Source organism: Novosphingobium malaysiense, from assembly GCF_000802225.1.
Taxonomy (GTDB): domain Bacteria; phylum Pseudomonadota; class Alphaproteobacteria; order Sphingomonadales; family Sphingomonadaceae; genus Novosphingobium; species Novosphingobium malaysiense.
Map to the genome: position 1 here is coordinate 66,420 of NZ_JTDI01000001.1, position 23,783 is coordinate 90,202.

Below are 23,783 nucleotides of genomic sequence, written 5' to 3' on the forward strand. Positions count from 1 at the left end.
CCCTTGGCGGTTGCCTGCCCGGCCCCTGTTCATGACCGAGGTGGCCAACGGCCCGCCCTGAGATGATCTGGCGGCGGGTGCATGTTGACGCCGCGCAAGGTTTGTCGAAAGCTGTTTCGATAATCGAACCTGCATCGCGTTCCGTGCCCTGCGTCTCCGGATGACAGCACGCTTGGGTGGGACAGGAAAACTATCCGCAGGCGGGCAGTTTCAGGGGAGGTCACGATCGCCGGCACCACAGACAAACACGCTGCGGCTGATCTCGCTTTCAGAGGGTCGGATCTCCACAAGACCTATCAGACCGGCGAAACTGTCGTGCATGCCCTGCGCGGCATCGATTTCGCAGTGCCCCGCAGCGAGATGCTGGTGCTGCTCGGGCCTTCGGGAAGCGGCAAGTCCACGCTGCTCAACATAATCGGCGGTCTCGATCGCCCGACGTCGGGCAAGCTCTACTACCGCGACACCGAAATCACCGCGCTCAATGACCGGGACCTGACCCGATATCGTCGGGCGGAGGTCGGCTTCATCTTCCAGTTCTACAACCTGATCCCCAGTTTGACGGCGGAGGAAAATGTTAGGCTGGTGACCGATATCGCCGACAGCCCGATGGCACCTTCCGAAGCACTGGCGCTGGTCGGCCTGGAGGAACGCCGCAATCATTATCCCGCACAGCTTTCCGGCGGGGAGCAACAGCGCGTCGCCGTCGCGCGCGCCATTGCCAAGCGACCGGGCGTCCTGCTCTGCGACGAGCCTACCGGCGCGCTCGACAGCAGTACCGGGGTGCGCGTGCTCGAAACGCTGGAGCGTGCACACGCCGAGCTGGGAACCACTGTCGTCATCATAACGCATAACGTCGGTATTGCGGCCATGGCTCATCGCGTCATCCATTTCCGCGACGGCCAGATCGGACGGGTCGAGATCAACGAAAAGCCGATCGAACCTGCAAGGATCAGCTGGTGACGGCCCTCGACCTCAAGCTGGCGCGCGACCTGTGGCGCATGCGAGGACAGGCCTTCGCCATTGCGCTGGTATTGGCGGCAGCCACAGCCACTTTCGTACTTTCGGTCGGCGTCCACCGGTCCCTCAGCGCGACGCGCGAAGCCTATTACGCCCGCAATCACTTCGCCGATGTCTTTGCGAGCATGACCCGCGCGCCCCGCAGCGCCGTCGCGCGCATCGCCCGGATTCCGGGTGTACAGCGTGCAGAGGGCAATATCGTACAATACGCGACGCTGGATTTCCCACACCGCAACGAGCCGGTGCGCGCCCTTATCAATTCGGTCGACGAATTCGGCCGCACGCATCTCAATGCCATCACGCTTCGCAAGGGGACGCTTCCCCGTCCGGGACACGCAAGCGATGCCGTCGTCGGCGAGAGTTTCGCCAAGGCCAACGGCCTCGATATCGGCGACAAGATCACGGCACAGATATATGGCCGCAGGGAAGTCCTCGACATCGTCGGTATCGGCCTTGCCCCCAACTACATCTACGCGCTGGCACCGGGTGATCTCGTTCCGGACGAGTCGCGCTTCGGTATCTTCTGGATGGGGCGCAAGGCGCTGGAAGCCGCCACCGACCGGCGCGAGGCGATCAATTCGGTCTCGCTCACTCTCAGCCGCGGTGCATTGAGAGCCGACGTGATCCGAAAGGTCGACACGATACTCGCGCCCTACGGCGGCACTGGCGCCTACGGCCGCGAGGACCACCTTTCCCACGCGTTTCTAGACAGCGAGCTCCAGCAGTTGGGGGCCATGACGCGCGTGATCCCGCCAATCTTTCTGCTGGTTTCGACATTCCTGGTCTATATCGTACTGGGCCGGATGATCCGCACCGAACGGGAGCAAATCGGGCTGATCAAGGCCTTCGGCTATTCCAATCGGGCGATTGGTGCGCATTACCTCAAATTCGCCTTGGCCATTGCGGCGATGGCGATCATCCTGGGAGCATTGGCGGGCATATGGATGGGCCAGGCCATGACCCGCCTCTACGCCGAATATTACCGTTTCCCGTTCCTGAAGTACCAGCTCTCTCCGCGCGTGTTCATAGAGGCCGGTGCATTGGCGGTAGGCGCGGCTTCGCTCGGGGCGCTGGGCGGCGTGCGCTCGGCCATGAAGCTGCAACCAGCGGTGGCGATGTCCCCGCCTCCACCGCCGGTCTACCGGGCCGGCGCGGTTGAGCGGATAGGAAGTCTCGCCGGCTTTACCGCAATCGGCCACATGATCGCCCGCCACATGGCGCGCTGGCCGGGCCGATCGGCCATTACCATTCTGGGAGTAGCCCTTTCGGGAGGGCTACTGTTCGCAACCATCCAGTTCATCGACGCCAGCCGCAGCATGCTGGACCAGGTCTTCGCCCGCGCCCAGCATCAGGACCTGACTGTCACCTTCACCGAGGCGCGCAACGAGGATGCGATACACGCGCTGGCCCAAATACCGGGTGTACTGCGCGTGGAGGCCACCCGGGCGGTGCCGGTCAAGTTCCGTCTCGGCAGCCGCACCGAGCGCGCGGCGATAGAAAGCACCGAGACCAATTCGCGATTGACCGCAAGGATCGACAGCCAAGACCAAATCATCTCACTACCGCCGGCGGGGCTGATGTTCAGCCGTCAGCTTGCAGAAAAGCTCGGCGCACGGATCGGCGATCCGATTGGCGTGGAATTGCTTGGAGGGCGCCGGACGCGGACCGTGCTGCCGCTGGTGCGCGTCATCGACGAGGTCGTTGGTGCCCGCGCCTATGCCAACCAATCCACACTCTCCGACATCGTGCGAGACGCCACTCCCGTGGGGGCCGCGCTGCTCAGCATTGATCCAGCCGCACGAGATCGCATCCTGATCCAGCTCAAGGACATGCCGGCCGTGCTCGGCGTAACCGAGCGCGAGGCCGCACTGAAGAAGTTCACGGAAGTGATCGACAACAATATCCTGACGATGATCAGCTTCTACGTCGCCTTCGCCTCGGCCATAGCCGTGGGCGTGGTCTACAACAGCGCACGCATCCTGTTTTCCGAGCGCGCCCACGAACTCGCCACGCTGCGGGTCCTGGGCTATCAACGCAACGAGGTCGCGGTTGTACTGCTCGGCGAAATAGGGTTGCTTGTTGTCTTGTCTCTCCCTCTCGGTTGCTTGCTGGGATACGCAATGGCCCAACTCATGATTGCCATGTTCAGCTCCGACCTTTTCCGCCTGCCTTATGCGGCCACGCGCGCGAGCTACGGCTTCGCCATGCTGGTCGTGCTGATCGCGGCGCTGGCCACGGCGCTTTTGGTCGCCCGGCGCGTGATGCGGCTTGACATGGTACGCGTACTGAAGGCCCGCGAGTGATGGGTGCCTTCATCAAGCGCTGGCGCTGGGCCCTCGTCGTCGGCGCTGTCCTGCTCGTCGCCTTCGCCTACGCTTTTTGGCCAGAAGCCGAGCCGGTCGACATCGGCACCGTAAGCAAAGGCCCGATGCAGGTCGGCATCACCGACGACGGTGTGACGCGGGAGAAGGAACTGTACGTCGTCTCCGCTCCGGTCACCGGGTTCACGTCCAGGATATCGCTCCAAGCCGGCGACCGGATCGAGAAAGGCCAGATCATCACCCGGATGACCGGACGCCCGGCGCCGCCGCTCGACCGACGCGCCCAGGACGAACTGCGCGGTGCCCTTTCCGCCGCGCGGGCGGCTGAACGCAGCGCGCGCGCGACCCTCGCCCAGGCCCGGCGCGATCTGGGACGGGCGCAATCGCTCGCACCTGAAGGCATTACCTCGCGCGCGCAGCTTGAGGAGGCGCGCACCAACGCCTCCAACAGCGAAGCAGCGCTGACGCAGGCGCGCGCAGAAGTGCAGCGGATCGAGGCTTCGCTTGCCCAGCCGGGCCGAGCCTCGCGGGGGGCGCCTGTACCCGTCGTCGCCCCGGCGAACGGATCGGTCCTGCTCGTGACCGAAAAGAGCGAAGGCGTCATTACCGAAGGAACTCCTCTCGTCACCATCGGTGATCCCGCGAAGATCGAGGCTGTCGTAGACCTCCTGTCGCGCGAGGCGGTGCGCGTGAAGCCGGGCGATCGAGTCGAGATCACCCAATGGGGCGGACCGAAGCCGTTGACCGGCCACGTCAGGTACGTCGAACCCTTCGGAAGGCTCAAGGTCTCTGCGCTTGGCATCGAGGAACAACGGGTCAACGTCATCGTCGGCTTCGACGACGCGGCCGCGCAGGATGCGGCACGCCTCGGCCATGGCTATCAAATCGATGCCACCATTATCATCTGGAGCAAACCGAATGCCGTGCGCGTCCCGATTGGCGCCCTCTTCCGCGGCAAGGACGGGGGATGGCGCGTCTTCACCGTCGAAGGTGGCAGGACACGCGAGCGTCGAGTGGAAATCGATCACATCAACGATGTTTTTGCCGAAGTCGTAAAGGGCCTCACCGACGGTACGAGCGTGGTCCTCAATCCGGCAAACGATCTTGAGGACGGTCAACGGGTGGAGGCCCGTTGAACGCAAAGCCTCTCGTTTTCATCGCCCTGTAATATCCGCGCCGCACTTGAACTTTGCGTGTCCGCGCGATCGAAATTGGAACGGCCCTGCTGACCTGCCGAGAGATGATCTCGGATACGCGACGGCGATATTCTGTTTCTGATCGGCACAGCGATGAACAACTGTACATAACGACCCAAAATTGCGATAAGGTGAAGTCAATCGCCACGTAGTTTCTGTTGCGAGGCTATGTGAGTTCTAATCTGTCGCGCGGGCGCAATGAGTTTTTGTCCTGCAACGCGTGTGACTGCACGCGCAGCAAAGGCATCCCGAGGTGACCGTTCCCGCATGCCGGCTCTGCCGTCAGCGGGAACGTGGAGCGGGCATAGGAGGGACGTGTCCCTCCCTCCTGTGCCTGCTCCACAACTGATAGACCTCTGCCCTTGGTATTCGGCAAATCCAGCACCCCCGGCTCTTCATTCCGCAGGCGCGGCGGCGGTCAGGTGGTTTCGAACCAGCCCGGTTTGTAGGGTTTTATGCTCCAGTCGCGCGGGTCCGCATCGTCGTGACGAGAGACACCTTGCGGCGATCCGGCGAACACGTCCTCCCAGCGGTCCGCCAGCGTTTCGAGCGTCATAGCCGGATCATCGAAACCGGGCGTACGCGCTAGATAGAAGCGCGCCACGTGGCCGCCGATTGATTCGATGCACTCTCCTGTGAAGGGAACGCTCTCGTGTGCCAGAAAGGCCACAGCCGGCGATACGATTTCGGGTGGCAGGTTTTGCCTGGCATGGGCAATGAAGGACGACGACGCCTCGTCCTGCGCCGCATAAACCATGCGCGTCAGTGCTCCCGGAATTACGCTGTTCGATTTGATGCCATGCTCCGCGCCTTCAGCCGCAAGCGCACGGGTAAGCGAATAGACCCCGCCCTTCGCCGCCGCATAGGCGGTTTGCCAGGCGAACCCGGCCATTGAGCCCGAGGAGATGTTCACGATCCGTCCGTAACCTGTGGCCTTCATGTGACCCCAGGCTGCGCGGCAGGTGTGGACCGTTCCCATAAGATTGACTTCGATCGTCTGCCTGAAGTCCGCCGGGTCCATCTCCTCAAAGGCCACGACCGGACAGATCCCGGCATTGTTCACCAGGATGTCGACCGTTCCGAAGGCTTCGAGGGCAGTCGCAACGATTGCGTCCGCGCCCTCCTGCGTGGCAACGCTGTTCGTAGAGGCAACGGCCTTGCCTCCGGCTGCCTGGATTTCCTCGACGACGGCCTGGGCATTGGCCTCACCCTCGTAACCGAGGCCGGCGGGAAGCCGGCCGATGTCATTGACGACGACATTGGCGCCCCGTTCAGCCAACAACAGCGCGTGCGAGCGGCCTAGACTGGGATTGCCGCCCGCACCGGTCACGATTGCGGTTCGACCGTCGAAACGCAGCTCTTCCATGGCTATCTCCCCTTGCGCTGAGCACTGCCATACATGACTGTGCGCAACCGCGTCAGGTCGAAGAGGTAGCCTATTTGCCCGGCGAGCGGACCTTTTCACCCGCTGCTCCCGCAATCGCCTCCAGGTTCGATCCCGACAGCGAGGCGAGCGCAAGTCTATCGGTGGAAATGTCATTCCGTGGATCCGGTTCTCCGCCACCAGCCTCTGACGGAAGCGTAATGTCGGGATCGGGTACTGCGAACAGACCTTTTCCTTCTCGCCGGCCAGTTCGTCCCCCGTCCGATGTCATGCTGACGACCCAGGGGGACAGCAGCAGGCCGAGCGTCAGCGGCGAAAGCCAAAGGGCAAGCACGGGATCGACCCAAGCCGTCGCTGCAAAGATCAGGCCGAGCGCCAGGTGTTCGCGCAAGTCGGGGATGATCTCACGCAGCGGTATGCGCCGCGCCTCGCGGGCCTGGGTATGCCAGCCGGTGGAAATGCCTAGCAGCATGCCGAGCAGCGCCTTGGTCTGCGTCACCATCGCGATCGGTGCGAACAGCATCGCCAGCGGCACGTCGACGGCCACCGAGCGCAGAACCGCCAGTGGCCCGCCGAAAGCCCGCCGGCGCCCCTTGTCGGCCAGAATCCAGATCAAACCCATCGCCTTCGGTCCGAACAAGAGCAGCACAGTCAGCCAGAGAACGCTGGGCGGAGCGACGCTCGCCAGACCTTCACCCGCACCGCCCATGGCCTGGGCTATGGCCACAATCAGCAGAAGGAGCCAGCCGGGCGATGTCAGATAGGCCGAAGCCCCGATGAGCAGATGCAGACGGCTGGTCCAGTGCAGGCCGGACGTCCCGAGTAGTCGCAGGTGCTGCAGATTGCCCTGCATCCAGCGCCGGTCGCGAATGGCATGGTCGACGATAGTGGGCGGGTATTCCTCGTAGCTGCCACCGATCATTACCATGTGCACGGCCCAGCCGCGACGGCGCAGCAGCGCGGATTCGAGCATGTCATGGCTCATGATGTGGCCGCTGAACGGACCCTTGCCGGGCAACTCCGGCAGCCCGCAGCTTTCGGCAAAGGCACGGGTGCGCACGATCGCGTTGTGCCCCCAGAAATTCGCCTCGGACCCCGACCACCACAACAGCCCTGCAGAGGCGATCGGGCCGTAGGCCTCGCTCGCAAAGCGCATCCAGCGCTGGAACAGCGTGCGGGCGTTGATGATCATCGGCACGGTCTGCAGCAAACCGATCGAGGGCCGTTCCTCCATGATCGCTGCCATCCCGACGATGGCATCCCCGCTCATCACCGAATCCGCATCGAGCACGAGCATGCATTCATAGGCCGCGCCAAAGCGACGGACCCATTCTGCGATATTGCCCGGTTTGCGCGCAATGTTCTTCTCGCGACGGCGATAATAGACCGGGATCGGCGCTTCGGCGGCAACCTCGCGCCAGACCGCCAATTCCCGCTTGCCGTGCAATTCATTGGAATCGCTGAGCACGAAGAAATCGATCCAGTCGCCGCCCCCCGCTTCATGGATCGAGCGGGCCATCGCGCGAGCGCGGCCGAAAGTCGCCTCGACGCTTTCATTGTAGACCGGCATGAGCACCGCCGTGCGATGACGCAGTGTCGACGCTGGGCTGGGAATTGCGGAAAAGCCGGGGTGTTCGCCGCTGATCAGTTTCGCGAACCCGATTGCCGAGTTCACGAAGCCGAATGCGATCCAGCTGAATAGAGGCACGAAAAACAACAGCAGAAGCACTTCGAACAGGTCCAGCCCATCGCGCGAGAACGTGAAGCGCAGTTCGCTCGAAGCCGCGAGGCCCAGCACGGCCGTCAGCGCGATCAGCAAGAGGCGCTTCACCAGCATTCCTGGAGGCTGCGTCTCCACCTCGATCGATCCGGGGGCGCTGCCATGCAGCCGCTGAACCGGCATTTCCAGTGGCGCTTCATCCGGAAGCAGGCGCAAGGTTTCTTTTGGCGTGGTCATGACTCGATCATCTTGATGACGGTTTCGCTGAGCGCGGTAGCCCCGCGCCTGAGATAAAGACGGAATTCCGGCCGAGGCGCCGCAGAAGGGCGCAAGTCGACCATGACGCGCCAACGCGCATCGATGCCCGCGACAGGATAGGCCGCAAGAGCGAGCACCGCTTCGTCGGGCAGGTCCGTCGCAGCATCGATTCCGGCGTTCCGTCCCTGCCCCGCCAGCACCGACCCGACAAAGTCGAAGACATATTTGCGCGCGCCCTTCACGGGTGGATCGCCGGGCCTGCCGGCGGGCCCTTCGAACACGTCTACACAGCGCGCATTCCCGTCATCCACCGGATCCCGTGAAGTCCAGGTCAGGCGATAGGCAAGGTCGCGCCGTTCGCCGCGACGGGCTGGGGCATCGGCTACCCAGAATGCGACGACATTATCCTGCGTCTCGGTGTCGGTGGGCATTTCATAGAGCATGACGCTGCCCGCTCCCCAGTCGCGCGATGGCTCCACCCAAAGCGATGGCCGCCGGTCGTAGAAGGCCCCATCGTCCTGGTAGTGATCGAATACCTGATCGCGCTGCATCAGGCCGAATCCCTTGACGCGATCCGCGCGAAACGTCGTGACGCGCGCATTCGGCGTGTTCTCGAGCGGACGCCAGATGCGCTCGCCGGTGCCAGACCAGATCGACAACCCGTCGGAATCGTGAATCTCGGGCCGCCAGTCGGCGCGGGTGTCATGCTGGTCGTACCAGTACATGCTGGTGGCAGGCGCAATTCCGAGACGGTCGATATCGCGGCGCAAGAACAGGCTGGCGCGAACATCCTGCTGCACACCCCCGGCATCGTTGCGGCAGTCGAAGGCATAGGCTCCGGCAAGGCTCGGTCCGTCGAGCAGGGCATGAATCCGCACGTGCGCCGCACCGAGCGGCTCAATCCAGAACGACGTGAAAACGGGAAACTCCTCGGGATTGCCCGTGCCCGTATCGATCGCAACGCCCCGCGCGGACAGCCCGTACTGGTTCCGCGAGCCGGCGGCGCGAAAATAGGATGCGCCCAGATATGCCAGCCAGTCGCTGGCCCCGCTTGCCGCCATGACACGAAAACCAGCCGGATCGACGCTCTTGTTGCCCACGAAAAGGCCTCTCGTGTCGATCAGCTGACGGGCCCGTCCATTCGCCACGAGATGGATGGCAACCGCGTGGGGAGCGATGCCCTTCCCGGCCGGAAACAGCCGTATGGTACCGTCCACTGTTTCGGCCGGACCGTAGGCAAGTTTGCCGAAAGCATCGAAATCGGTGGCCTGATGACGTGCCGGCCCCGGTGCGGAATAGCCGGTCGCAGCGAGGCGGCGCGCCTGTTTGACAAGCCACTCCCACGAAAAGGCCTCTGGCGGGCCGAAGCGGCCGCTCGCAGCTTCGAGAGACATCGGGAACGTGGCCATGCCGATAGCGGCGGCAAGCCAGGCGCTTGCTTCTCTGCGGGTCACGCCGTCCGCAGATCCCGCCTCATGGAAGGGAACCGAACAGGACTCCACCGTTTCGGACATGGCAAAGGGCTCAGCTATCGCATTCATCCTGGAAAATGGGTTCGCCAATGCACGGTGATACGCAGAAGACACCGAAAGGTTGCCCTGGATCGGGTCAATCCTGTGGCGCGTCTCGCATTCCGATAATAACCTGCGCACCGGGCTTGATGGTACCGGAGAAAATCTCGGTCCGCCTGCCGTCGCTTGCGCCGGCGGTCACATAGACACGCTGCGGGGTCCCGTCCTCCCCAAGGAGATAAACTTGCGCTCGCGTGCGATCAGTTGAGGATTCGGGCGCGAATTCGAGCGCGGCCGAAGGGACCAGCAAGACATTGCGGCGAGCGGGCAAGGCGATTTCCAGCTCGGCCTGCAGGCCGGGGATCACTTGTGTGCCGGGATTCTCCAGAAGGAATGTCGCTTTCGGATCGCCCCTTTCACGCTCGATCCTCAACAACCTTGCTTCCAGCGTCCTGTCGGGCAGGCTTTCGACACGAACGGCAGCCCTGGCACCCGGTTTGAGGTCCGATGCACCGCCGTCGACCCAGGGGACAGTTATCTCCAGGGCATCATCCTCTGGCGTCAGCCGAAAAAGCAGGGTGCCTTCGCGCACGTATTGCCCGACCTGAACATCCTCTTTCGACAGAAATCCGCTGAAAGGGGCACGAAGCACACTGTCTTCGATCTGCTTGCGCCGAGCCGCGAGCGCCATGCGAGCGGCATGCAACCGATCCTGCGCCGCTTTCTGCGCCTGTTTGCTACGGGTAGCTTCGGCCCGGGCATCTTCCATCTCGTTGCGCGCGGGCACGCGTCCCCCCGATTTCGCCCAGACTCGCTCAAAACGTGCAAGCACGCCGGCTTTCTGATCGGCAATGACCGATGCCGCTTCCAAGTCGGCCTTGGCTGCCTCAAGCCTGGCCTTGTCGGCCTCCAGCAATTGCTTGGCCGGGCCAGCGTCGATGCGCGCCAGTTCCTGCCCTCGCTGCACGGGGCCACCTGGTGCCGCGGGAAGACGGGTGATGGTTCCGTCAAGACTCGCCCGAACTGCCAGATCCCGACTCCCCCGCACGACCCCGCGCTCGGAAACTTGCGGGGTCAGGTCGCCGATTTCGGCGGGGGCGAAATAGTACGGGCTCTCGTTGCCGCGCAAAAACCGATACGCCAGAAAGGCCGAGGCAATGAGGGCGACTGCAAGCAAGACTACCGCGGCGAGATGACGGCGTCCTCGCCTGGGGCTTGCGCCCAGCAGCGCGTCCAGCGGAGAATGGCCGTGATCGTTGTCCTCACTCACAGACCAGCACCTCGCCCGAATCCTGTTCCGGAACCGCCGGGGTCAGATCCGCATTTTCCCAACCCCCGCCCAGCACGCTCCACATTCGAATCGTGGCATCTGCCAGATCGGCGCGGGCGGCGACCTTGGCTTCTTCGATGGCGAGTGCCGCCGCCTCAGCCACGAACAGTGTCGCGAAGTCGCCCGTTCCACTGCGGTAGGCAAGACGCGCCTCCTCTACGGTGCGACGGGCCTGAACGGCTGTCTGTACCAGATCCGCCTCCCGCTGGGCCGCCGCAGCAACTGCTTTTCGCGCGCGCACCACCTCAGCCAGCGCTGCTTCGCGAGCCGAGCGGTAGGCGACGCGGGCCTGGGTCGCGAAATTCACGCCAATGCTGTCTCCGCTTTCAGCTGCGTCCGTCACATCCAGCGTGGCGGGCTCCATTCCCTGTCGAATGAGCTGAGCGATAAGCTGATGTCGCAAGGAGAGCAGGTCCGCCCGCCGGGCAAGATCCGGTTCGTCGGGCCCCGGGGGCTTGATCGCGATATCGGGAAGCTTGCCCTTTTCCCCGATCACGCGATGCAGCCTCTCTGCGTCCGTATTGGAGATCCGCGCAAGATTGGCCACGGCTTCCTGGTACTGCTCCCGGGTCGTTTGCAGGCCCGTCTCGCTCACCGCGAGAAGCGACCCTGCAAGGCCGGTATCTATGCCCGATACGAGACCGGCCTCCCGCCGGAATGCCGCTATTTGCGCATTGTCGGCATATTGGTCGTGCAAGCTCTTGCGTAGGGCCAGGACTTCCTGAAGACGCCGGACCCGGATGTAGGCTTCGGCGATATCGGCTGCGAGTTGGGCGCGATGTTCGGCGTGGCGATAAGCGTGGGCAAGATGCAGCGCATCGTCGGCCTCGCTGTCTCGTGTGCTGAACAGACGGCCGATCTTCACGTCGAGCCGCTTGCCACGTGCTTCGCTGCGAGCGCTTTCATTACGCAGACCGATTGCTTCACACGCCATTTTCCGATCTTGGTCGAGCCCCTCGTCGACCAGATCCGACATGACTGCATCACCGGTCTCTTGCCACCAGTAACCGGGCGCCTCGTCTTTTCCCTCGCCGTCTGCCGCCTCCACTGGCGGGGCCACCGGCGCGTCGGCACCTGTCTCGGATGAAACGTGGGAACACCCTGCGGCGATAAGCGGCATCAACAGCAGCGCCAGTCGGCGGAACGGGGGGAAGGATTCGCGCACGACCCTTGCGATAGCAACGTTCCATAACAAGGCAAACGCGCGGTTTCTCTTACAGCTCGGACGCTCTGCGAGGGTTCTCGGCTACCAGACATTCCAGCGCGAGCCGCGAACGCGCTCAGCGCCTGCCCCCTCACCCGGGGTAGGGGGAGGATTTCAGAATGCCGGCAAGATGCGTCGCATTGCCCGCAACCATCCCCGCTGTCTGCAACACCTTGTCAGGAGTCTTTGACAAGTCCTTGAAATCCGTTGCTCCCATAGCCTCTCCCACCCAATAGCAGGCAGCCACCGAAGGGATCGTCCAGCCCACGTCATTAAGGGCCTGGAACATTTGCGCCGAGCAGAAATGCGCGCCGTCCTCGTTACCGACGATGGCCGCGACCGCGACCTTGCCATAGCTCGGCATGCGCCCTTTCTCGTCGGTCTCTGAAAAAAACGCATCCATGCGCTCGAGCACGCGTTTGGTCACGCTGCTGATCTGACCCATCCAGATCGGGCCGCCCAGAATGAGAATATCGTGCGCAAAAATCTCATCCCGTAGCTCTGGCCAGGCATCACCACTGCCCTCGTTCGAGGTGACGCCCGGCTTGATATCCTTGGCCGCCACTCTGACCGGCGTGGACACAGTCGCGCCCAGCTTTTCGAATTCCCTGGCCAGCACGGCAATCAGGGCGTCGGTTGACGAAGGTTCCGCCGGGTCTGCCTTCAGTGTGCAATTCAGGGGAAGTACCTTGAGGTTCACTCGACTGTCCTTTCCGCGCGCGGCGCGCTAAATACACCTTCCCCTTTCATCGATATGTCATGGCCCCTCGGTGCAAGGGCGCCGGAAGCCGCCAATGGCGTTCAGCCCCCGCCCTGCATCTGCGAAAGGGACTTGCCGCCCTTGCGGGCGTCCTCGGCGGGATGGTCGCGCCCGGTGACGCGTTCGACCCCTTCGCCCTGCTTGAGCGATTGTTCCTCTGCTCGCTTGCCGACATCGCGGGCGACATTGCCACCGCTGCTGCTTTGCTGCGATGGCGCCTCCGCCATGCTGTCGATCAGCTCGTTGTCGGGATGCCTTGATTGTCGTTGAGGCATGATACTCTCCTTTTGCTTTTCGACGCTCAGCTCTGGTCGCCGGTCACCTTCTCGCTCCCGCGCGGCAAGTCTTTCTGCCGCATCGTGTCGTCGGTAACCTGCTCGTGCTTGAGCGATCCCTTGGCCTCGTCGGTCTGGTGCGCCGGGCTCTTGTCGGGCCCATGATCTTCGGCCGGATTCGTCTTCTTGCTCATCAAAGCCTCCTTCAGATGGATTGCGAATGTTTGCTCGAAGGCCGCGTGATCTCAGACAGCGACTTGCCCGTTCGCGAAGCGGAAGACGGCGCGAAATCGCTGAGCGAGACTATACCGACCATGTGCTTGCGTTCGTCGATGACCGGCATGCGCCGGACCTGGGTCTCGCCCATGTTCGCCATGACGTCGTCAACGTCGGCGTCGCTGAGGCAGTAGAGCACGTCGCTGCTCATCACCTCGGAAACCTTCGTCTCCGGTCCATGACCACATCCGATTCCGCGAATGGCGATGTCGCGATCCGAGATCATGCCCACCAACCTGTCGTTCTCGGCCACGGGCAGAATACCGTAATCGCCGGCTTCCATCGCACGCGCCGCATCGGCCAGGGTCTGGTCGGGGCGAATGGTCTCGACGATGCTGGTCATGCATTGCGAAACATTCATCGATTGCTCCTTTGGTTTTGCGCGGCTTTCTGTCTTCTCAGCGCACCGCAGGGCAAAACCGTTCCCGCGTTAGCGGCAGGGCGTGATCTCTGCTGGACCGTTCGTTACAACACGACGGTTTCGTTTCGCTATGATGTCGATTGCTCACTCACCGCTGCCCCGCGGCCGGGCAGGTTATGGCCCTTTGCCGGCAGGCAGCATTCGCAAGTCCACGGGGGTTGCCCAGAGGCGCATTCGGGGTGTCGCTTGTGGACTTCCCATCGAGCAATCTTGGAATGCGCCGTCGCCGTTCAACGGCGCCCAGAAAGGAGCGGAAGCGTCCCGCTCCCTCCCAAGCGCTCGGTTACGCGGCCTCGAGATTGGCTGGCGCGTTCGACTGTTGCGAGATTTCCGTGCCCGCATCATGCGCTTGCTCGGACTTCCTGATATGGTTCAGGAACTGCTCGACCTGGGCCTTCAGCGTTGCAGCCTGGTTTTCGAGCTCGGTCGACGAAGTCAGGACCTGGGCAGCGGCAGCGCCGGTCGCGAGCGATGTCTCGCGAACCTGCTCGACATTGCATGTCACATCATCAGTGCTGCGTGCAGCGAGATCTATGCTTCGGGCCAGATCCTGGCCGGCGACCGATTGCTGGTCCACGGCAGCGGCGATAGACACCGAGGTCGCTTCCAGTTCCTCGATGTCCTTTTCGATAGCCCGCAGGGCCGCGACGCTGCAATCGGTGGATTCCTGAATATCGCGGATCTGCTGGGCAACTTCTTCCGTGGCCTTGCTGGTCTGATCCGCGAGTTCCTTCACTTCGGACGCGACCACCGCGAAACCCCTGCCGGCCTCTCCACCGCGCGCCGCCTCGATAGAGGCGTTCAGCGCAAGCAGATTGGTTCGATGCGCTATCGTCGAGATGAGCTTGACGATCTGGCCTGCCTGTTCGGTCGAATTGGCGAGTGCGGAGATGATGCTGTCGGTATCTGCGGCAGTGAGCGTGGCCTTGCGAGCGAGTTCCGCCGAGGTTGCGGCCTGCCGACTGATCTCGTTGATCGACATGGCGAATTCGTCGCTTGCCGCTGCAGCCGCGGTCACCCCGGCCGATGCCTCGTTCATCGCGGACGAGACTTCTGCGGTCTGATTGGCCGATTGTTCGGCGGCCGCTGCCATCGAACTTGCGGTAAGCTGTAGCTGACTGGAGGCCGCGGCAACGCTGCTGACGACATCGCCGACGGTCTGCTCGAACTTTTCGGCAAGCTCCAGCAACACGCCGTTCTGCTGCGCACGCAGCGCTTCGCGTTCACGCTGGATTTCCTTTTGCCGTTCGATTTCCGCCTTTGCCGCCTCGGCGGCCTCGGTCCGCATGCGATCGAGCTTGAGATAGCCGCGGCGGAAGACTTCGAGAGAGCGGGCCATGTCGCCGATCTCGTTGGTCTGGTCCGTCCCCGGGACGGTGATGTCGTTGTCGCCGTCCGCAAGCCTCAGCATGGCTCGGGACATGTCCTGAAGCGGCCCGGTAATGTCGCGGCGCGTCAGGACGAGGGCGAATACACCGTTGAGGGCCGCCAGAAGCGCAAAGGCGAACATGACGAATTCGCTCCAGCCGACGAAAGCAGCGCTGCCCTTCTGGCTCGCCTCGGCACGGCTGGCCAATGCGTTTTGCAGTGCGGTTGCCCTGCCGGCGAGGTCGGAGCCCTGCCCCGCGTCGTCGGTCACCCGGCCGTTCGCGGAAACCTTTGTGCGGTATTCTCCGAGGGCCCGATCCAGCTGTTCGAAAGCCAGGGTCACTTCAGGATCGACGGATTCCAGACCAAGCCGGGCCTTCGCCAACTTGTCGCTGGCTTCCCCCAGGAGCCTGCCTGGCCGGGACGCCTGCGCGGAGGCGCCGTCCGGGGAGGACAGGCCGGCCTGCAGCAGCGCTTCATTGATGTTGCCGGCGGCGCCGGACACGAGCTGGGCGGAATTGTTCAGTTGGGCTGACTCCACCGCACTGCGCTGGATCGTGGAGAGCACGAACCAGCCCGACAGGGCGATGACGAAAGAAAGACCAAGGAAAACGCAGATGACGACGCGCATCTTCGTGACAATCGACTGGCGGCCAAACCAGTTGCGCTTCGGCACGGAGGTCATATCCGACATTGCAGGATTCCCCATCAGCACTTTATTCCCCCTTGTTCCCCGCCGGCTCCGGCCTCGATACACCGCATGCACCCGGGGATAGCGCAAGGTAATCCGATGCACTTAAACAAGGCTTAATTCGGCCAAGCCGCTTACCGAGCGCCCTGGGTCAGCCCGCGGCCCGACGCGGAAGGTCGGCCGTCCGCTGCGCACGAGCGGACGTGGCCAACCGGTGGAAGCCGCGCAAATCGCGATCGGGGACGATGCGATCGCTCTGGCCAAGCGACGTTTCACCAGCGCCGAGCAGCAGCCAGCCGTCCGGCGCCAGAACCGCAGCCAGCCGCTCGAACGCGCGCGCGCGGGTCACGTCGTCGAAATACAGCAGGACATTGCGGCAAAGCACGATGTCGAAATGGGCCGGATTGGGCGGCGGATCGAGGAGGTTGTGCTTTTCGAAGCGCACCATCCGGCGCAGCTTTTCCTTGGCGCGCCAGCCTTGCGGGGTTTCCTCGAACCACTTGACCATCTGACCCACGGCAAGGCCGCGCTGGATCTGAAACTGGGTGTAGCAAGCCGACCGTGCGGCCTCGACGACGGAAGTCGATACATCGGTACCGACAATGTCGATCGTCCACCCGGCCCAGCGCGATTCCTGCTCCGCGAAAAGCATGGCGAGCGAAAGCGCTTCCTGCCCGCTCGAGCATCCTACCGACCAGATCCTGACGCTTTTGGTCGATGCTCGCGCCTCGGCGAGATCGGGAAGCACCCGACCCGCGAGCAGGTCGAACATGGCGCGATCCCTAAAGAAATAGGTCTCGTTGTTGAGCAGGGCCTCCACCAGGGTGTGTGCCTGCGCCGACCGCTGCGACATGCCCAGTTTCGCAATCAGACTGTCGAGATTGGCAATCCCGTGTTCGCGGCAAAGTCCCGATAGCGCCGTACCCACCCGCCAGCGCCGGTTGGGCGGAAAATCCTGGCCGGTCTGCGACCTGAGCAGGTCAGCCAGTATCCGCTTGGAGGTTTCGCTTATCTGCATACGGCGAACCCGACGCTGGCAGTTATGCGAGATGCAATCTCCCCCGGAGGAAGTATCGCCGACGCCAGCCCCGCTTCGGCCACTGCGCGCGGCATCCCCCATACCGCGCATGTGAGCTCGTCCTGTGCAAGGATGGTGCCGCCAGCCGCCACGATGCTCGCCGCCCCCTCGGTGCCATCACGCCCCATGCCTGACAGAACTATGCCCAGGGCCTGATCGCCTATCGCATCCGCCAGCGAATGAAACATCGGATCGACCGATGGCATGCACCCGCTTGGGGCGGGCGTGCGATCCAGCTGAACAGTCAGCCGCCCCGACCTGTTGTCCAATGTGAGGTGCGCATCACCCGGCGCAATCACGATGCAGTTCCGTTCGACAAACATCCCGTGCTCGGCGACGACCGTGTGACAGCCCGATGCGCTTTGCAGCTGGCGCGCAAAGGCCGGGATGAAACGACTGGGAAGGTGCTGGGTCACGAAGATGGGAATGCCCAGTCGCGATGGGAGGGCGGCAAAAAGGCTCGTCAGGGCGTGAATGCCACCCGTCGAGGCCCCGATGGCCAATGCTCCGGCGGGCCGCGATGAACGCGGCTGCGGAGCGCGAACAGGCACTACACTCGCAGGAATCGGCTCTTGCGCCGCGCGCCCGAGAGTGCGGATCTTGCCGATCAGAATCTCACGGTAACCATCGCGAAGGCCGCGTGCCTCGGGCTTGGGCAATGTATCCGCCGCACCTTGCGAAAGCGCAGCGAGCGTGTGTTCCGCGCCGTCGACCGTAAGCGAGGAAACGACCAGAATACGCGCACCTCGACCGCGCTCAATGATTTGCGGCAACGCTTCGAGACCACCCATTCCAGGCATGTCGAGATCGAGCAGGATGACGTCCACCCGGCACCGACGCAATGTTTCCAGCGCATTCTCGGCAGTGCTGGCGAGAGCCGTGACGTCAAGGTCCGCGACGCCGTCGAGCATCCGCCGCAGCGCCGTGCGAGCGACCAGCGAATCATCGATGATCATCAGCCGGACGGACTCTGGCCCGCGACCCACGACCGCATCTTTCCTGAATGACGACCGCGTCACTGCTGGCGGACTCAGGCGACCCCCACGAGCTGAAGTTTCATGTGCAGCGTCTCACGGTCGAAAGGCTTCATGACGTATTCGTCGGCGCCGGCCTCAATGGCCGTGCGAATGTGGTCGAGGTCGTTCTCCGTCGAGCAGAACACGACTTTCGGCTGGTCGGCATGACCGCCCTGGCGCAGCAATTTCACGAATTCGATACCGGTCATCACCGGCATGTGCCAGTCGAGCACGATCACGTCGGGCATGCTCTCCTCGCAGCGGGCAATGGCCTCCTGCCCGTTCGTCGCTTCCCTGACGGCGAAATCCAGCGATTCGAGGGAAGTGCGCAGAAACTTGCGGATCATGCTTGAATCATCGACGATCAGGCAGGTCTTCATGGGGTCGTTCCTTCCGTAAGAGGCCGACTGTAGCCCGTGATCGTCACCAATCACTTAAGCGGCACGCACTTCCCGCGGTCCGGCAATGACGGTTCCGACATCAAGCAGCAGCACCGGCCCCTCGTCGGTCTCGACCATACCGTGTGACATGCCAGCCCAGTTGCCGCCCATCCGCGTTCGCACCGGTCCGGGCGCCGAGCGCGCTTCGGTGACGTTCCGGATGCCGTCCAGCAACAGGGCATAGGCATGCCCATCATGATCTATCACCGCGGCTGGAGCGCCCGCCTCCCGGTTGGGTGCCATCCCGAGGCCGAGGGCACACTGGCAGTCGATGACCGTCAGCACCCGGCTGCGCAGGGCGGATAGCCCGGCGACGTGATCCGGTGCACACGGAACCGGCGCAAGCAGGTCCAGTTCGATCACCGATTGCACGTCGCCGGAACGCAAGGCGATCCGTTCTCCGGCGATCACGACGATCAGCAGCAACTCGTTCATGGGCAGGTCCTCCCGCGGGACAGATGCAGTGCCGAGAGCAGCCCGGCCTGATCGTAGCGGTAGATGCTTTCTGGTTCGTCAGGCATCTCCGCCGGATCCGCGCGCAACCGGATCACCTTGCGGGCATTGATCTTGCCGCCATGCGCCGGCTCCGTGGTGATGGCGAGATCCGCATCGACGCTCCCTTCGTCCACGACGTCATAGCCTGCCGCTTCCACCATCGGCCTTACGAAGTTCTGGATCCAGGGATCATCGGAAGGCAGGAGACAGACCGGAAGAGATTCGCCCGCAGCCTTCCTCACCCCATGCCGGGCAAACAGCTTGTAGGATGCTATGACCGAAGTCGGCTGCCCATCTATCAGGGCCACCCCGTCACGGTCGCCGGACTGATCGGTAGCGAGAAATTCCGCCTGGATCTGCCGGATGCCCAGAGCCTCGCCAATGGCATATGCGACCTCGCATTGGCCGTCGTGCAGCCGGAACAGGCGCAAGGCATCCTGCGGCAACGGTCCGAGATCCGCTCCTGCAAGCGGGAGAACACGCTCACCGATGACCACAAGCATGCTCACGCCGTCCGTCTCGACAGCACCCGGTGCCACTTCCTCCAGCCGGACGACAACGGCCATGGGCATGGCCTTTCGCTTGCCATCCAGCCCGGTGAACAGCAGCACCGGCGTCGTCCGGGCGGCCTTTGCGGCTTCTGGCGTCGCGACCTGGCGCGTGGTTCGCTCCAGCGTGTCGAACTCGAGCCCGCCTGCCTTGGCGAGCCCGGTCGCTTCCAGCAGCAGAATCGGCGTTCCGTCATCGGTAAGAGTGGTGCCCGCGTAGATGCCCGCGGAGATAATCGCCGGAGCCACCGGCTTCACCACCAGTTCCTCGTGATCGTGCACGCGGTCGACCGCCAATGCGAAAAGCTCTCCGCCGGTGAGCCGCAGCACGATCAAGGTGCGCTCCTCGTCCTCGACACCGCTTTCCATCCTGAGCAGATCGGCGAGTATCAGGCACGGAAGGCGCCTCTCGCGGATTCTGGCCAGCATCGCCCCGCCAACACGAGACAGTTCGAGCGTGTCCTGCCCGACTCTCGCGATTTCCTCGATGGATGAGCGCGGAATGGCAAATCGCTGGCCATCTATGCTCACGGTCAGCGCGGGTATGATCGTCAGGGTCAGAGGTACGCGAAGACTGAAACGCGTGCCCTTGCCCGGCGTGCTTTCAACTTCGATCGTGCCGCCGACCCGCTCTATGTTGGCCCGTACCACATCCATGCCGACCCCTCGGCCGGAAATCGACGTCACGGTGTCGGCCGTCGAAATACCCGGCTCGAAGATCAACGCGGTGCGTTCGCGCGGCGAGAGGCGGGTCGCCTGCGCCGCGGCGACGATTCCCGCAGCCACCGCCTTTTCGACCAGCCGCGCGTCGTCGATGCCCCGTCCATCGTCGGCGATATCGATCTGGATCTGGTTGCCGGACTGGCGTGCGCTGATCGAAAGCAGGCCCATGTCGCGCTTGCCCGATGCCACCCGTGCCGCAGCCCCCTCGATGCCATGATCGACGGCGTTGCGGATGATATGCGTGAGCGGATTGCGAATGATCTCGATCATCTCGCGGTCGAGTTCCACCTCGCCGCCGTCAATATCGACCATGATCTGCTTGCCGAGTTCGGCCGACAGATCGCGAACCAGCCTCGGAATGCCGGCAAAGAGACTGTCTATGCGCTGCATCCGTGTCCGCGTCATCGCGTCGCGAACATCGGCAATGATGGAGGAAAGCCGCTCGAACGGCTCGCCCACGCTCGCTTCGGCGGAACTTTCACGCAGCCGTCGGGCCAGTTCGTTGCGCGCAAGGACCATGTCGGACACGCTGCTCATCACCCGGTCGAGCAATTCCACCGGCAGCCGGATCGAACGCTGGGATGACGGCGCCTTGTGCTGATCGTCGTCCCCGCCCGCAAACTCCAGAGGGAAGGCAGCGGGAACATCGGCATCCGGTTCCAGCGCAGCGATCAGATCCTCGTCGCCACCATCGGGAAGTTCGGCGCCCTGCTCTAACGCATCCGCCATGTCGCCGATCCGATCGAGGATTGCGAAAACGGCGCTTACGAGGGCGGAATCGGCCCGTCGGCGGTCGGCACGCACGTCTGCCAGGGCGTCTTCGGCGGCATGACTGAGCGCTTCGAGACGAGGAAATTCGAAGAAGCCGCAGTTTCCCTTGACGGTGTGAAAGAAGCGAAAGATCGCATCCAGCCGCGTGCGATCGCTTGGGTCATCTTCCCATGCGATCAATTCTCCGCCCAGCGCCTCGAGCATTTCGCGCGTTTCTGCCAGGAAATCGGCAAGCAGATCGTCCATCCATTCCCCCCGCTTGCGCAGGCTTATGCGGCAGAATGTTTTAACCAAGAGTTAGACTGGGCCGCGAAACGGCAATTGCCAGGCAACCGATCGCACGACGAATTTGCAGCAATCGCGGCGCCGAATGCCAATCCACACGCGGGAATGGCGTTTCCATTTCGGAAACATTTTCCACCTACCATACCGGTCGAGCGGAAGGGGACGTTTCAAATTGATCGAAGTCGAAGTTCAAAACGAGACGCACCAGACTCAGGAACGCCTGCGGTTTGCTGCCCTGCCCCGGATAGGCGAAGGAATCAGGCTGCGCGAGCCGAACGGGTTCTGGTCTTCGTATGACATCATCGACCTTTGGTACCAGAAGGCCGAATATGGAGACATCTGGGTGCCGTACATGCACGTGCGTATCACCCCTTCCGACGGCGCCGCAGAACCCGTGACAATGACCAAGGGCGGACCGGACGACCAGCAGGAAGTGATCGATCAAGCCAAGACGATCGCCCATATCCTGAACGAAAAAGAGGACGTCCAGGAAAGAGGAGACGTGCCATTCTCGAGGGTCTGATCAAGCGTTCTGCGCCGCGCGGACGACGCGAAAGTGTGCCGGCCGAAGTCGTCGAGGAGGTCGTTGAGGCGGTGGCGGAACCGCCCCGCATCAGGCGGTGCCTGCTCGTCGACGATTCGCGCGTGATCCGAAAGGTCGCCCGCCGCATTCTGGAAACCCTGGGCTACGAGATCGCCGAGGCCGAAAACGGCGAGGAAGCCCTTGCGAAGTGCAAGACTGCCATGCCCGACCTGATCCTGCTTGACTGGAACATGCCGGTGATGGGCGGCATGGAATTCGTCACGGCTCTTCGCGGCATGACGAGCGAGACCCGGCCTAAGGTCGTATTCTGCACGACCAATTCCGATACCGACGCCATCCGCAAGGGCATCGAGGCCGGTGCCGACGAATATGTGATCAAGCCGTTCGATCACCAGACACTACAGGCCAAGCTGCAACGCATCGGTGCTGCCTAGGCGGGAACCCCGACGGTGCAGCAGTGCCGGGCTCTTACCCCTGCGTTAAACGATGCCGTGCCCCTCGATCCTTAGAACCGGCACGGGTCCTGCGTTGTACGGCAGATCGAAAACAGCGGCCTCGGCCGATTGCCGAAAGTGAACCGGCCCCCCGCCCACCAAGGCAACACGAGAGATTTCGCCGGTCATCTGGCGACGCCCGAAGGAACGGACCACCAAGGGCTTGGTCGGCGGCACCAGGATCAGCATGAAGAGAGCGCCATCCTTAGTGGTGAACCGCACATCGCCTTCCTTAAAGCCGTTGAAACCGCTTTCGTTCTGCATGCCGACCTGAAGCTCGGTCGGTCCTTCCCCGTACGTATGCCACGGGCGTGATCCGAAGATCGCTTCGCCGCCGGTAACCATCCACTCCGCTAGGCCATCGAGGATCTTCTCCTCTTCGAAATCGATCGTGCCGTCTCCGCGCTGGGGGATCGAGAGCAGCAGGTTGCCGTTCTTCGAGACGACATCGGCCAGCCGCTGCAGCACGGCCTCGGCGCTGACATAGCTTTTCTCGGTGAAGCGAGAGCGGTTGTAGAACCAGTCGCCGATGCAGGTGTCCGTCTGCCAGGGTTCGTTCCACAAGTGATCGCTAAAACCGCGCTCCACGTCCTGCACCAGCCCGAAGCGCGCGTGCGGCTGGAGCTGCTTGGCCGTCATGACCACATCGATTTCACCGTGCCAGTCTATCGACCGGTTGTAGTAGTCGGCCGCGGCGGCAAGGCCATAGCGGCCGAACGGCAGCTCGTAGTTGTCGAAATAGCAGAAGTCGGGCTTGTACTTCGAAACCAGGTCCATCTGCCGCAAAAGCCACTGCCGCGCGAAACCCTCGTCGTCCGGCGGCGCGGTTTCGATCCACTGTCCGTCGTGCTGTTCATGCCATGCGTCCATGGCCTCGATGCTGTCGATCCCAGCCGGGGCGACCATGTGCGGCCCCGTATAGAGTTCTTGCGGATCGAGCCCTTCCCACCATTTTCCGACACCATCGGCCTTGGTGAGCCCGAACGCGTCGTAGCGCTCCCCCTTGCGCGGACCGACAGGATCGTACGCATAGGCCGGCTGATACCAGTGCCAGGCATGCGAAGCATGGTTCGACACGCCGAACTTCAGCCCTGCGGCGCGCGCGACCTTTTCCCAGGTGCCCACAACGTCTCGCCCCGGTCCGACGCGCATCGAATTCCACGCATGGTGCGATGAATCGAAGCAATCGAGGTTGTCGTGGTGACACGCCAGGCTGACGAAGTACTTGGCCCCTGCCTTCACGAAACGCTGCATCAACGCTTCAGGATCCCACTTATCCGCCTTCCACAGGTTCTGGATATCCATCATCCCGGTGTCCGCCGGATGGCCGTAGGTCTTGAGGTGATGCTCGTACATCGGATGGCCCTGCATGTAGAGGAACCGTCCGTACCAATCGCCCTGCTCCGGCACTGCCTGCGGCCCCCAGTGCGACCAGATGCCGAACTTGGCGTCGCGGAACCATTCGGGATAGCGGTAGTTCGCCACGAGCGAGTTCCAGGTCGCCTGGACCGGGCCTGTAGCCGTGCCTGCCGAAGTGGCGGCCAGACCGCGCGCGGAGGCGCCGGCAGCGAGGGCTCCGGCAAGAAAAGTTCGGCGGTTGGGCATCATCTCTCTCACAGTTTCCATCTCCGCAGGATCGGATCTTCGTGGTGGCTGC

Annotated in this window: 21 protein-coding genes; 5 read left to right on the forward strand and 16 right to left on the reverse strand. The window is 63.1% G+C overall.

The features are described 5' to 3' along the window. Window positions 1-315: 315 nt before the first annotated feature. From LK12_RS00240 to LK12_RS00250, 3 genes are read left to right on the forward strand one after another with little or no spacing between them, the layout of a single operon-like run. A complete protein-coding gene (locus LK12_RS00240) occupies window positions 316-960 on the forward strand; it encodes an ABC transporter ATP-binding protein (protein WP_231568163.1) in 645 nt (214 codons plus the stop codon). Beyond that, a complete protein-coding gene (locus LK12_RS00245) occupies window positions 957-3,320 on the forward strand; it encodes an ABC transporter permease (protein WP_039278001.1) in 2,364 nt (787 codons plus the stop codon). Before LK12_RS00240 ends, LK12_RS00245 begins: the two co-directional genes overlap by 4 nt. Further along, window positions 3,320-4,474, forward strand: a complete 1,155-nt coding sequence (locus LK12_RS00250; RefSeq protein ID WP_052223038.1) for an efflux RND transporter periplasmic adaptor subunit — start codon at window positions 3,320-3,322, stop codon at window positions 4,472-4,474. The genes LK12_RS00245 and LK12_RS00250 overlap by 1 nt, the downstream gene beginning before the upstream one ends. Before the next feature lie 478 nt (window positions 4,475-4,952). Here LK12_RS00250 and LK12_RS00255 read toward each other — a convergent pair whose 3' ends face one another. The 15 genes from LK12_RS00255 to LK12_RS00320 all read right to left on the reverse strand — a co-directional run bounded on the left by LK12_RS00255 (window position 4,953) and on the right by LK12_RS00320 (window position 21,049). Continuing rightward, window positions 4,953-5,900 (reverse strand): SDR family NAD(P)-dependent oxidoreductase, encoded by a 948-nt coding sequence (locus tag LK12_RS00255; protein WP_052223039.1) that lies wholly within the window; start codon window positions 5,898-5,900, stop codon window positions 4,953-4,955. 70 nt (window positions 5,901-5,970) lie between these two features. Further along, on the reverse strand, window positions 5,971-7,875 hold the full coding sequence (mdoH, locus tag LK12_RS00260) for a glucans biosynthesis glucosyltransferase MdoH (RefSeq protein WP_052223040.1): 1,905 nt from the start codon (window positions 7,873-7,875) through the stop codon (window positions 5,971-5,973). Beyond that, window positions 7,872-9,410: a glucan biosynthesis protein gene (locus LK12_RS00265; protein WP_052223159.1), complete on the reverse strand. Its 1,539-nt coding sequence runs from the start codon at window positions 9,408-9,410 to the stop codon at window positions 7,872-7,874. Before LK12_RS00265 ends, mdoH begins: the two co-directional genes overlap by 4 nt. A 94-nt stretch (window positions 9,411-9,504) precedes the next feature. Beyond that, window positions 9,505-10,677: an efflux RND transporter periplasmic adaptor subunit gene (locus tag LK12_RS00270; protein WP_039278004.1), complete on the reverse strand. Its 1,173-nt coding sequence runs from the start codon at window positions 10,675-10,677 to the stop codon at window positions 9,505-9,507. Beyond that, the gene (locus tag LK12_RS00275) at window positions 10,670-11,902 is read right to left on the reverse strand and encodes a TolC family protein (protein ID WP_052223041.1); all 1,233 of its coding nucleotides are present in this window, start codon (window positions 11,900-11,902) and stop codon (window positions 10,670-10,672) included. The genes LK12_RS00270 and LK12_RS00275 overlap by 8 nt, the downstream gene beginning before the upstream one ends. 130 nt (window positions 11,903-12,032) lie before the next feature. Further along, window positions 12,033-12,641: a flavodoxin family protein gene (locus tag LK12_RS00280; RefSeq protein ID WP_039278008.1), complete on the reverse strand. Its 609-nt coding sequence runs from the start codon at window positions 12,639-12,641 to the stop codon at window positions 12,033-12,035. A 101-nt stretch (window positions 12,642-12,742) separates the two neighbouring features. After that, window positions 12,743-12,976, reverse strand: a complete 234-nt coding sequence (locus LK12_RS00285; protein ID WP_039278010.1) for a hypothetical protein — start codon at window positions 12,974-12,976, stop codon at window positions 12,743-12,745. Between the two features lie 26 nt (window positions 12,977-13,002). Further along, the gene (locus LK12_RS24470) at window positions 13,003-13,170 is read right to left on the reverse strand and encodes a hypothetical protein (protein WP_156135335.1); all 168 of its coding nucleotides are present in this window, start codon (window positions 13,168-13,170) and stop codon (window positions 13,003-13,005) included. Window positions 13,171-13,181: 11 nt separating this feature from the next. Beyond that, window positions 13,182-13,613 carry a CBS domain-containing protein gene (locus LK12_RS00290; RefSeq protein WP_039278015.1) on the reverse strand — a complete coding sequence of 144 codons (432 nt, stop codon included), beginning with the start codon at window positions 13,611-13,613 and terminating at the stop codon, window positions 13,182-13,184. A 343-nt stretch (window positions 13,614-13,956) separates the two neighbouring features. Then, window positions 13,957-15,735: a methyl-accepting chemotaxis protein gene (locus LK12_RS00295; protein WP_052223042.1), complete on the reverse strand. Its 1,779-nt coding sequence runs from the start codon at window positions 15,733-15,735 to the stop codon at window positions 13,957-13,959. Window positions 15,736-15,883: 148 nt separating this feature from the next. Further along, window positions 15,884-16,750: a CheR family methyltransferase gene (locus tag LK12_RS00300; RefSeq protein WP_039278019.1), complete on the reverse strand. Its 867-nt coding sequence runs from the start codon at window positions 16,748-16,750 to the stop codon at window positions 15,884-15,886. Then, complete coding sequence (cheB, locus tag LK12_RS00305) at window positions 16,741-17,766, reverse strand: chemotaxis-specific protein-glutamate methyltransferase CheB (protein WP_039279930.1); 1,026 nt, start codon at window positions 17,764-17,766, stop codon at window positions 16,741-16,743. Before cheB ends, LK12_RS00300 begins: the two co-directional genes overlap by 10 nt. A gap of 74 nt (window positions 17,767-17,840) precedes the next feature. Beyond that, entirely contained in the window at window positions 17,841-18,206 is a 366-nt protein-coding gene (locus LK12_RS00310; protein ID WP_039278022.1) for a response regulator, read from the reverse strand. A 54-nt stretch (window positions 18,207-18,260) separates the two neighbouring features. Further along, a complete protein-coding gene (locus LK12_RS00315; protein ID WP_039278024.1) occupies window positions 18,261-18,701 on the reverse strand; it encodes a chemotaxis protein CheW in 441 nt (146 codons plus the stop codon). Next, window positions 18,698-21,049 (reverse strand): chemotaxis protein CheA, encoded by a 2,352-nt coding sequence (locus tag LK12_RS00320; RefSeq protein ID WP_039278028.1) that lies wholly within the window; start codon window positions 21,047-21,049, stop codon window positions 18,698-18,700. The genes LK12_RS00315 and LK12_RS00320 overlap by 4 nt, the downstream gene beginning before the upstream one ends. A gap of 211 nt (window positions 21,050-21,260) precedes the next feature. Here LK12_RS00320 and LK12_RS25055 point away from each other — a divergent pair, with 211 nt between their 5' ends. Together LK12_RS25055 and LK12_RS00330 are read left to right on the forward strand one after the other, a co-directional pair. After that, window positions 21,261-21,611, forward strand: coding sequence for a hypothetical protein (locus tag LK12_RS25055; protein WP_231568164.1), 351 nt, complete (start codon window positions 21,261-21,263; stop codon window positions 21,609-21,611). An 89-nt stretch (window positions 21,612-21,700) separates the two neighbouring features. Then, window positions 21,701-22,066 carry a response regulator gene (locus LK12_RS00330; RefSeq protein WP_039279934.1) on the forward strand — a complete coding sequence of 122 codons (366 nt, stop codon included), beginning with the start codon at window positions 21,701-21,703 and terminating at the stop codon, window positions 22,064-22,066. Window positions 22,067-22,111: 45 nt separating this feature from the next. Here LK12_RS00330 and LK12_RS00335 read toward each other — a convergent pair whose 3' ends face one another. After that, on the reverse strand, window positions 22,112-23,734 hold the full coding sequence (locus LK12_RS00335) for an alpha-L-fucosidase (RefSeq protein WP_039278030.1): 1,623 nt from the start codon (window positions 23,732-23,734) through the stop codon (window positions 22,112-22,114). Between the last annotated feature and the right edge of the window lie 49 nt (window positions 23,735-23,783).

Bases quoted from the DNA above. Each gene is read 5' to 3' on its own strand.
- LK12_RS00300 (WP_039278019.1), bottom strand. From the start codon at position 16,750: ATGCAGATAAGCGAAACCTCCAAGCGGATACTGGCTGACCTGCTCAGG.
- LK12_RS00290 (WP_039278015.1), bottom strand. From the start codon at position 13,613: ATGAATGTTTCGCAATGCATGACCAGCATCGTCGAGACCATTCGCCCC.
- LK12_RS00250 (WP_052223038.1), top strand. From the start codon at position 3,320: ATGGGTGCCTTCATCAAGCGCTGGCGCTGGGCCCTCGTCGTCGGCGCT.
- LK12_RS00320 (WP_039278028.1), bottom strand. From the start codon at position 21,049: ATGGACGATCTGCTTGCCGATTTCCTGGCAGAAACGCGCGAAATGCTC.
- LK12_RS00315 (WP_039278024.1), bottom strand. From the start codon at position 18,701: ATGAACGAGTTGCTGCTGATCGTCGTGATCGCCGGAGAACGGATCGCC.
- LK12_RS00265 (WP_052223159.1), bottom strand. From the start codon at position 9,410: ATGTCCGAAACGGTGGAGTCCTGTTCGGTTCCCTTCCATGAGGCGGGA.
- LK12_RS00285 (WP_039278010.1), bottom strand. From the start codon at position 12,976: ATGCCTCAACGACAATCAAGGCATCCCGACAACGAGCTGATCGACAGC.
- LK12_RS00335 (WP_039278030.1), bottom strand. From the start codon at position 23,734: ATGATGCCCAACCGCCGAACTTTTCTTGCCGGAGCCCTCGCTGCCGGC.
- LK12_RS00310 (WP_039278022.1), bottom strand. From the start codon at position 18,206: ATGAAGACCTGCCTGATCGTCGATGATTCAAGCATGATCCGCAAGTTT.
- LK12_RS00255 (WP_052223039.1), bottom strand. From the start codon at position 5,900: ATGGAAGAGCTGCGTTTCGACGGTCGAACCGCAATCGTGACCGGTGCG.
- LK12_RS00295 (WP_052223042.1), bottom strand. From the start codon at position 15,735: ATGTCGGATATGACCTCCGTGCCGAAGCGCAACTGGTTTGGCCGCCAG.
- cheB (WP_039279930.1), bottom strand. From the start codon at position 17,766: ATGATCATCGATGATTCGCTGGTCGCTCGCACGGCGCTGCGGCGGATG.
- mdoH (WP_052223040.1), bottom strand. From the start codon at position 7,875: ATGACCACGCCAAAAGAAACCTTGCGCCTGCTTCCGGATGAAGCGCCA.
- LK12_RS24470 (WP_156135335.1), bottom strand. From the start codon at position 13,170: ATGAGCAAGAAGACGAATCCGGCCGAAGATCATGGGCCCGACAAGAGC.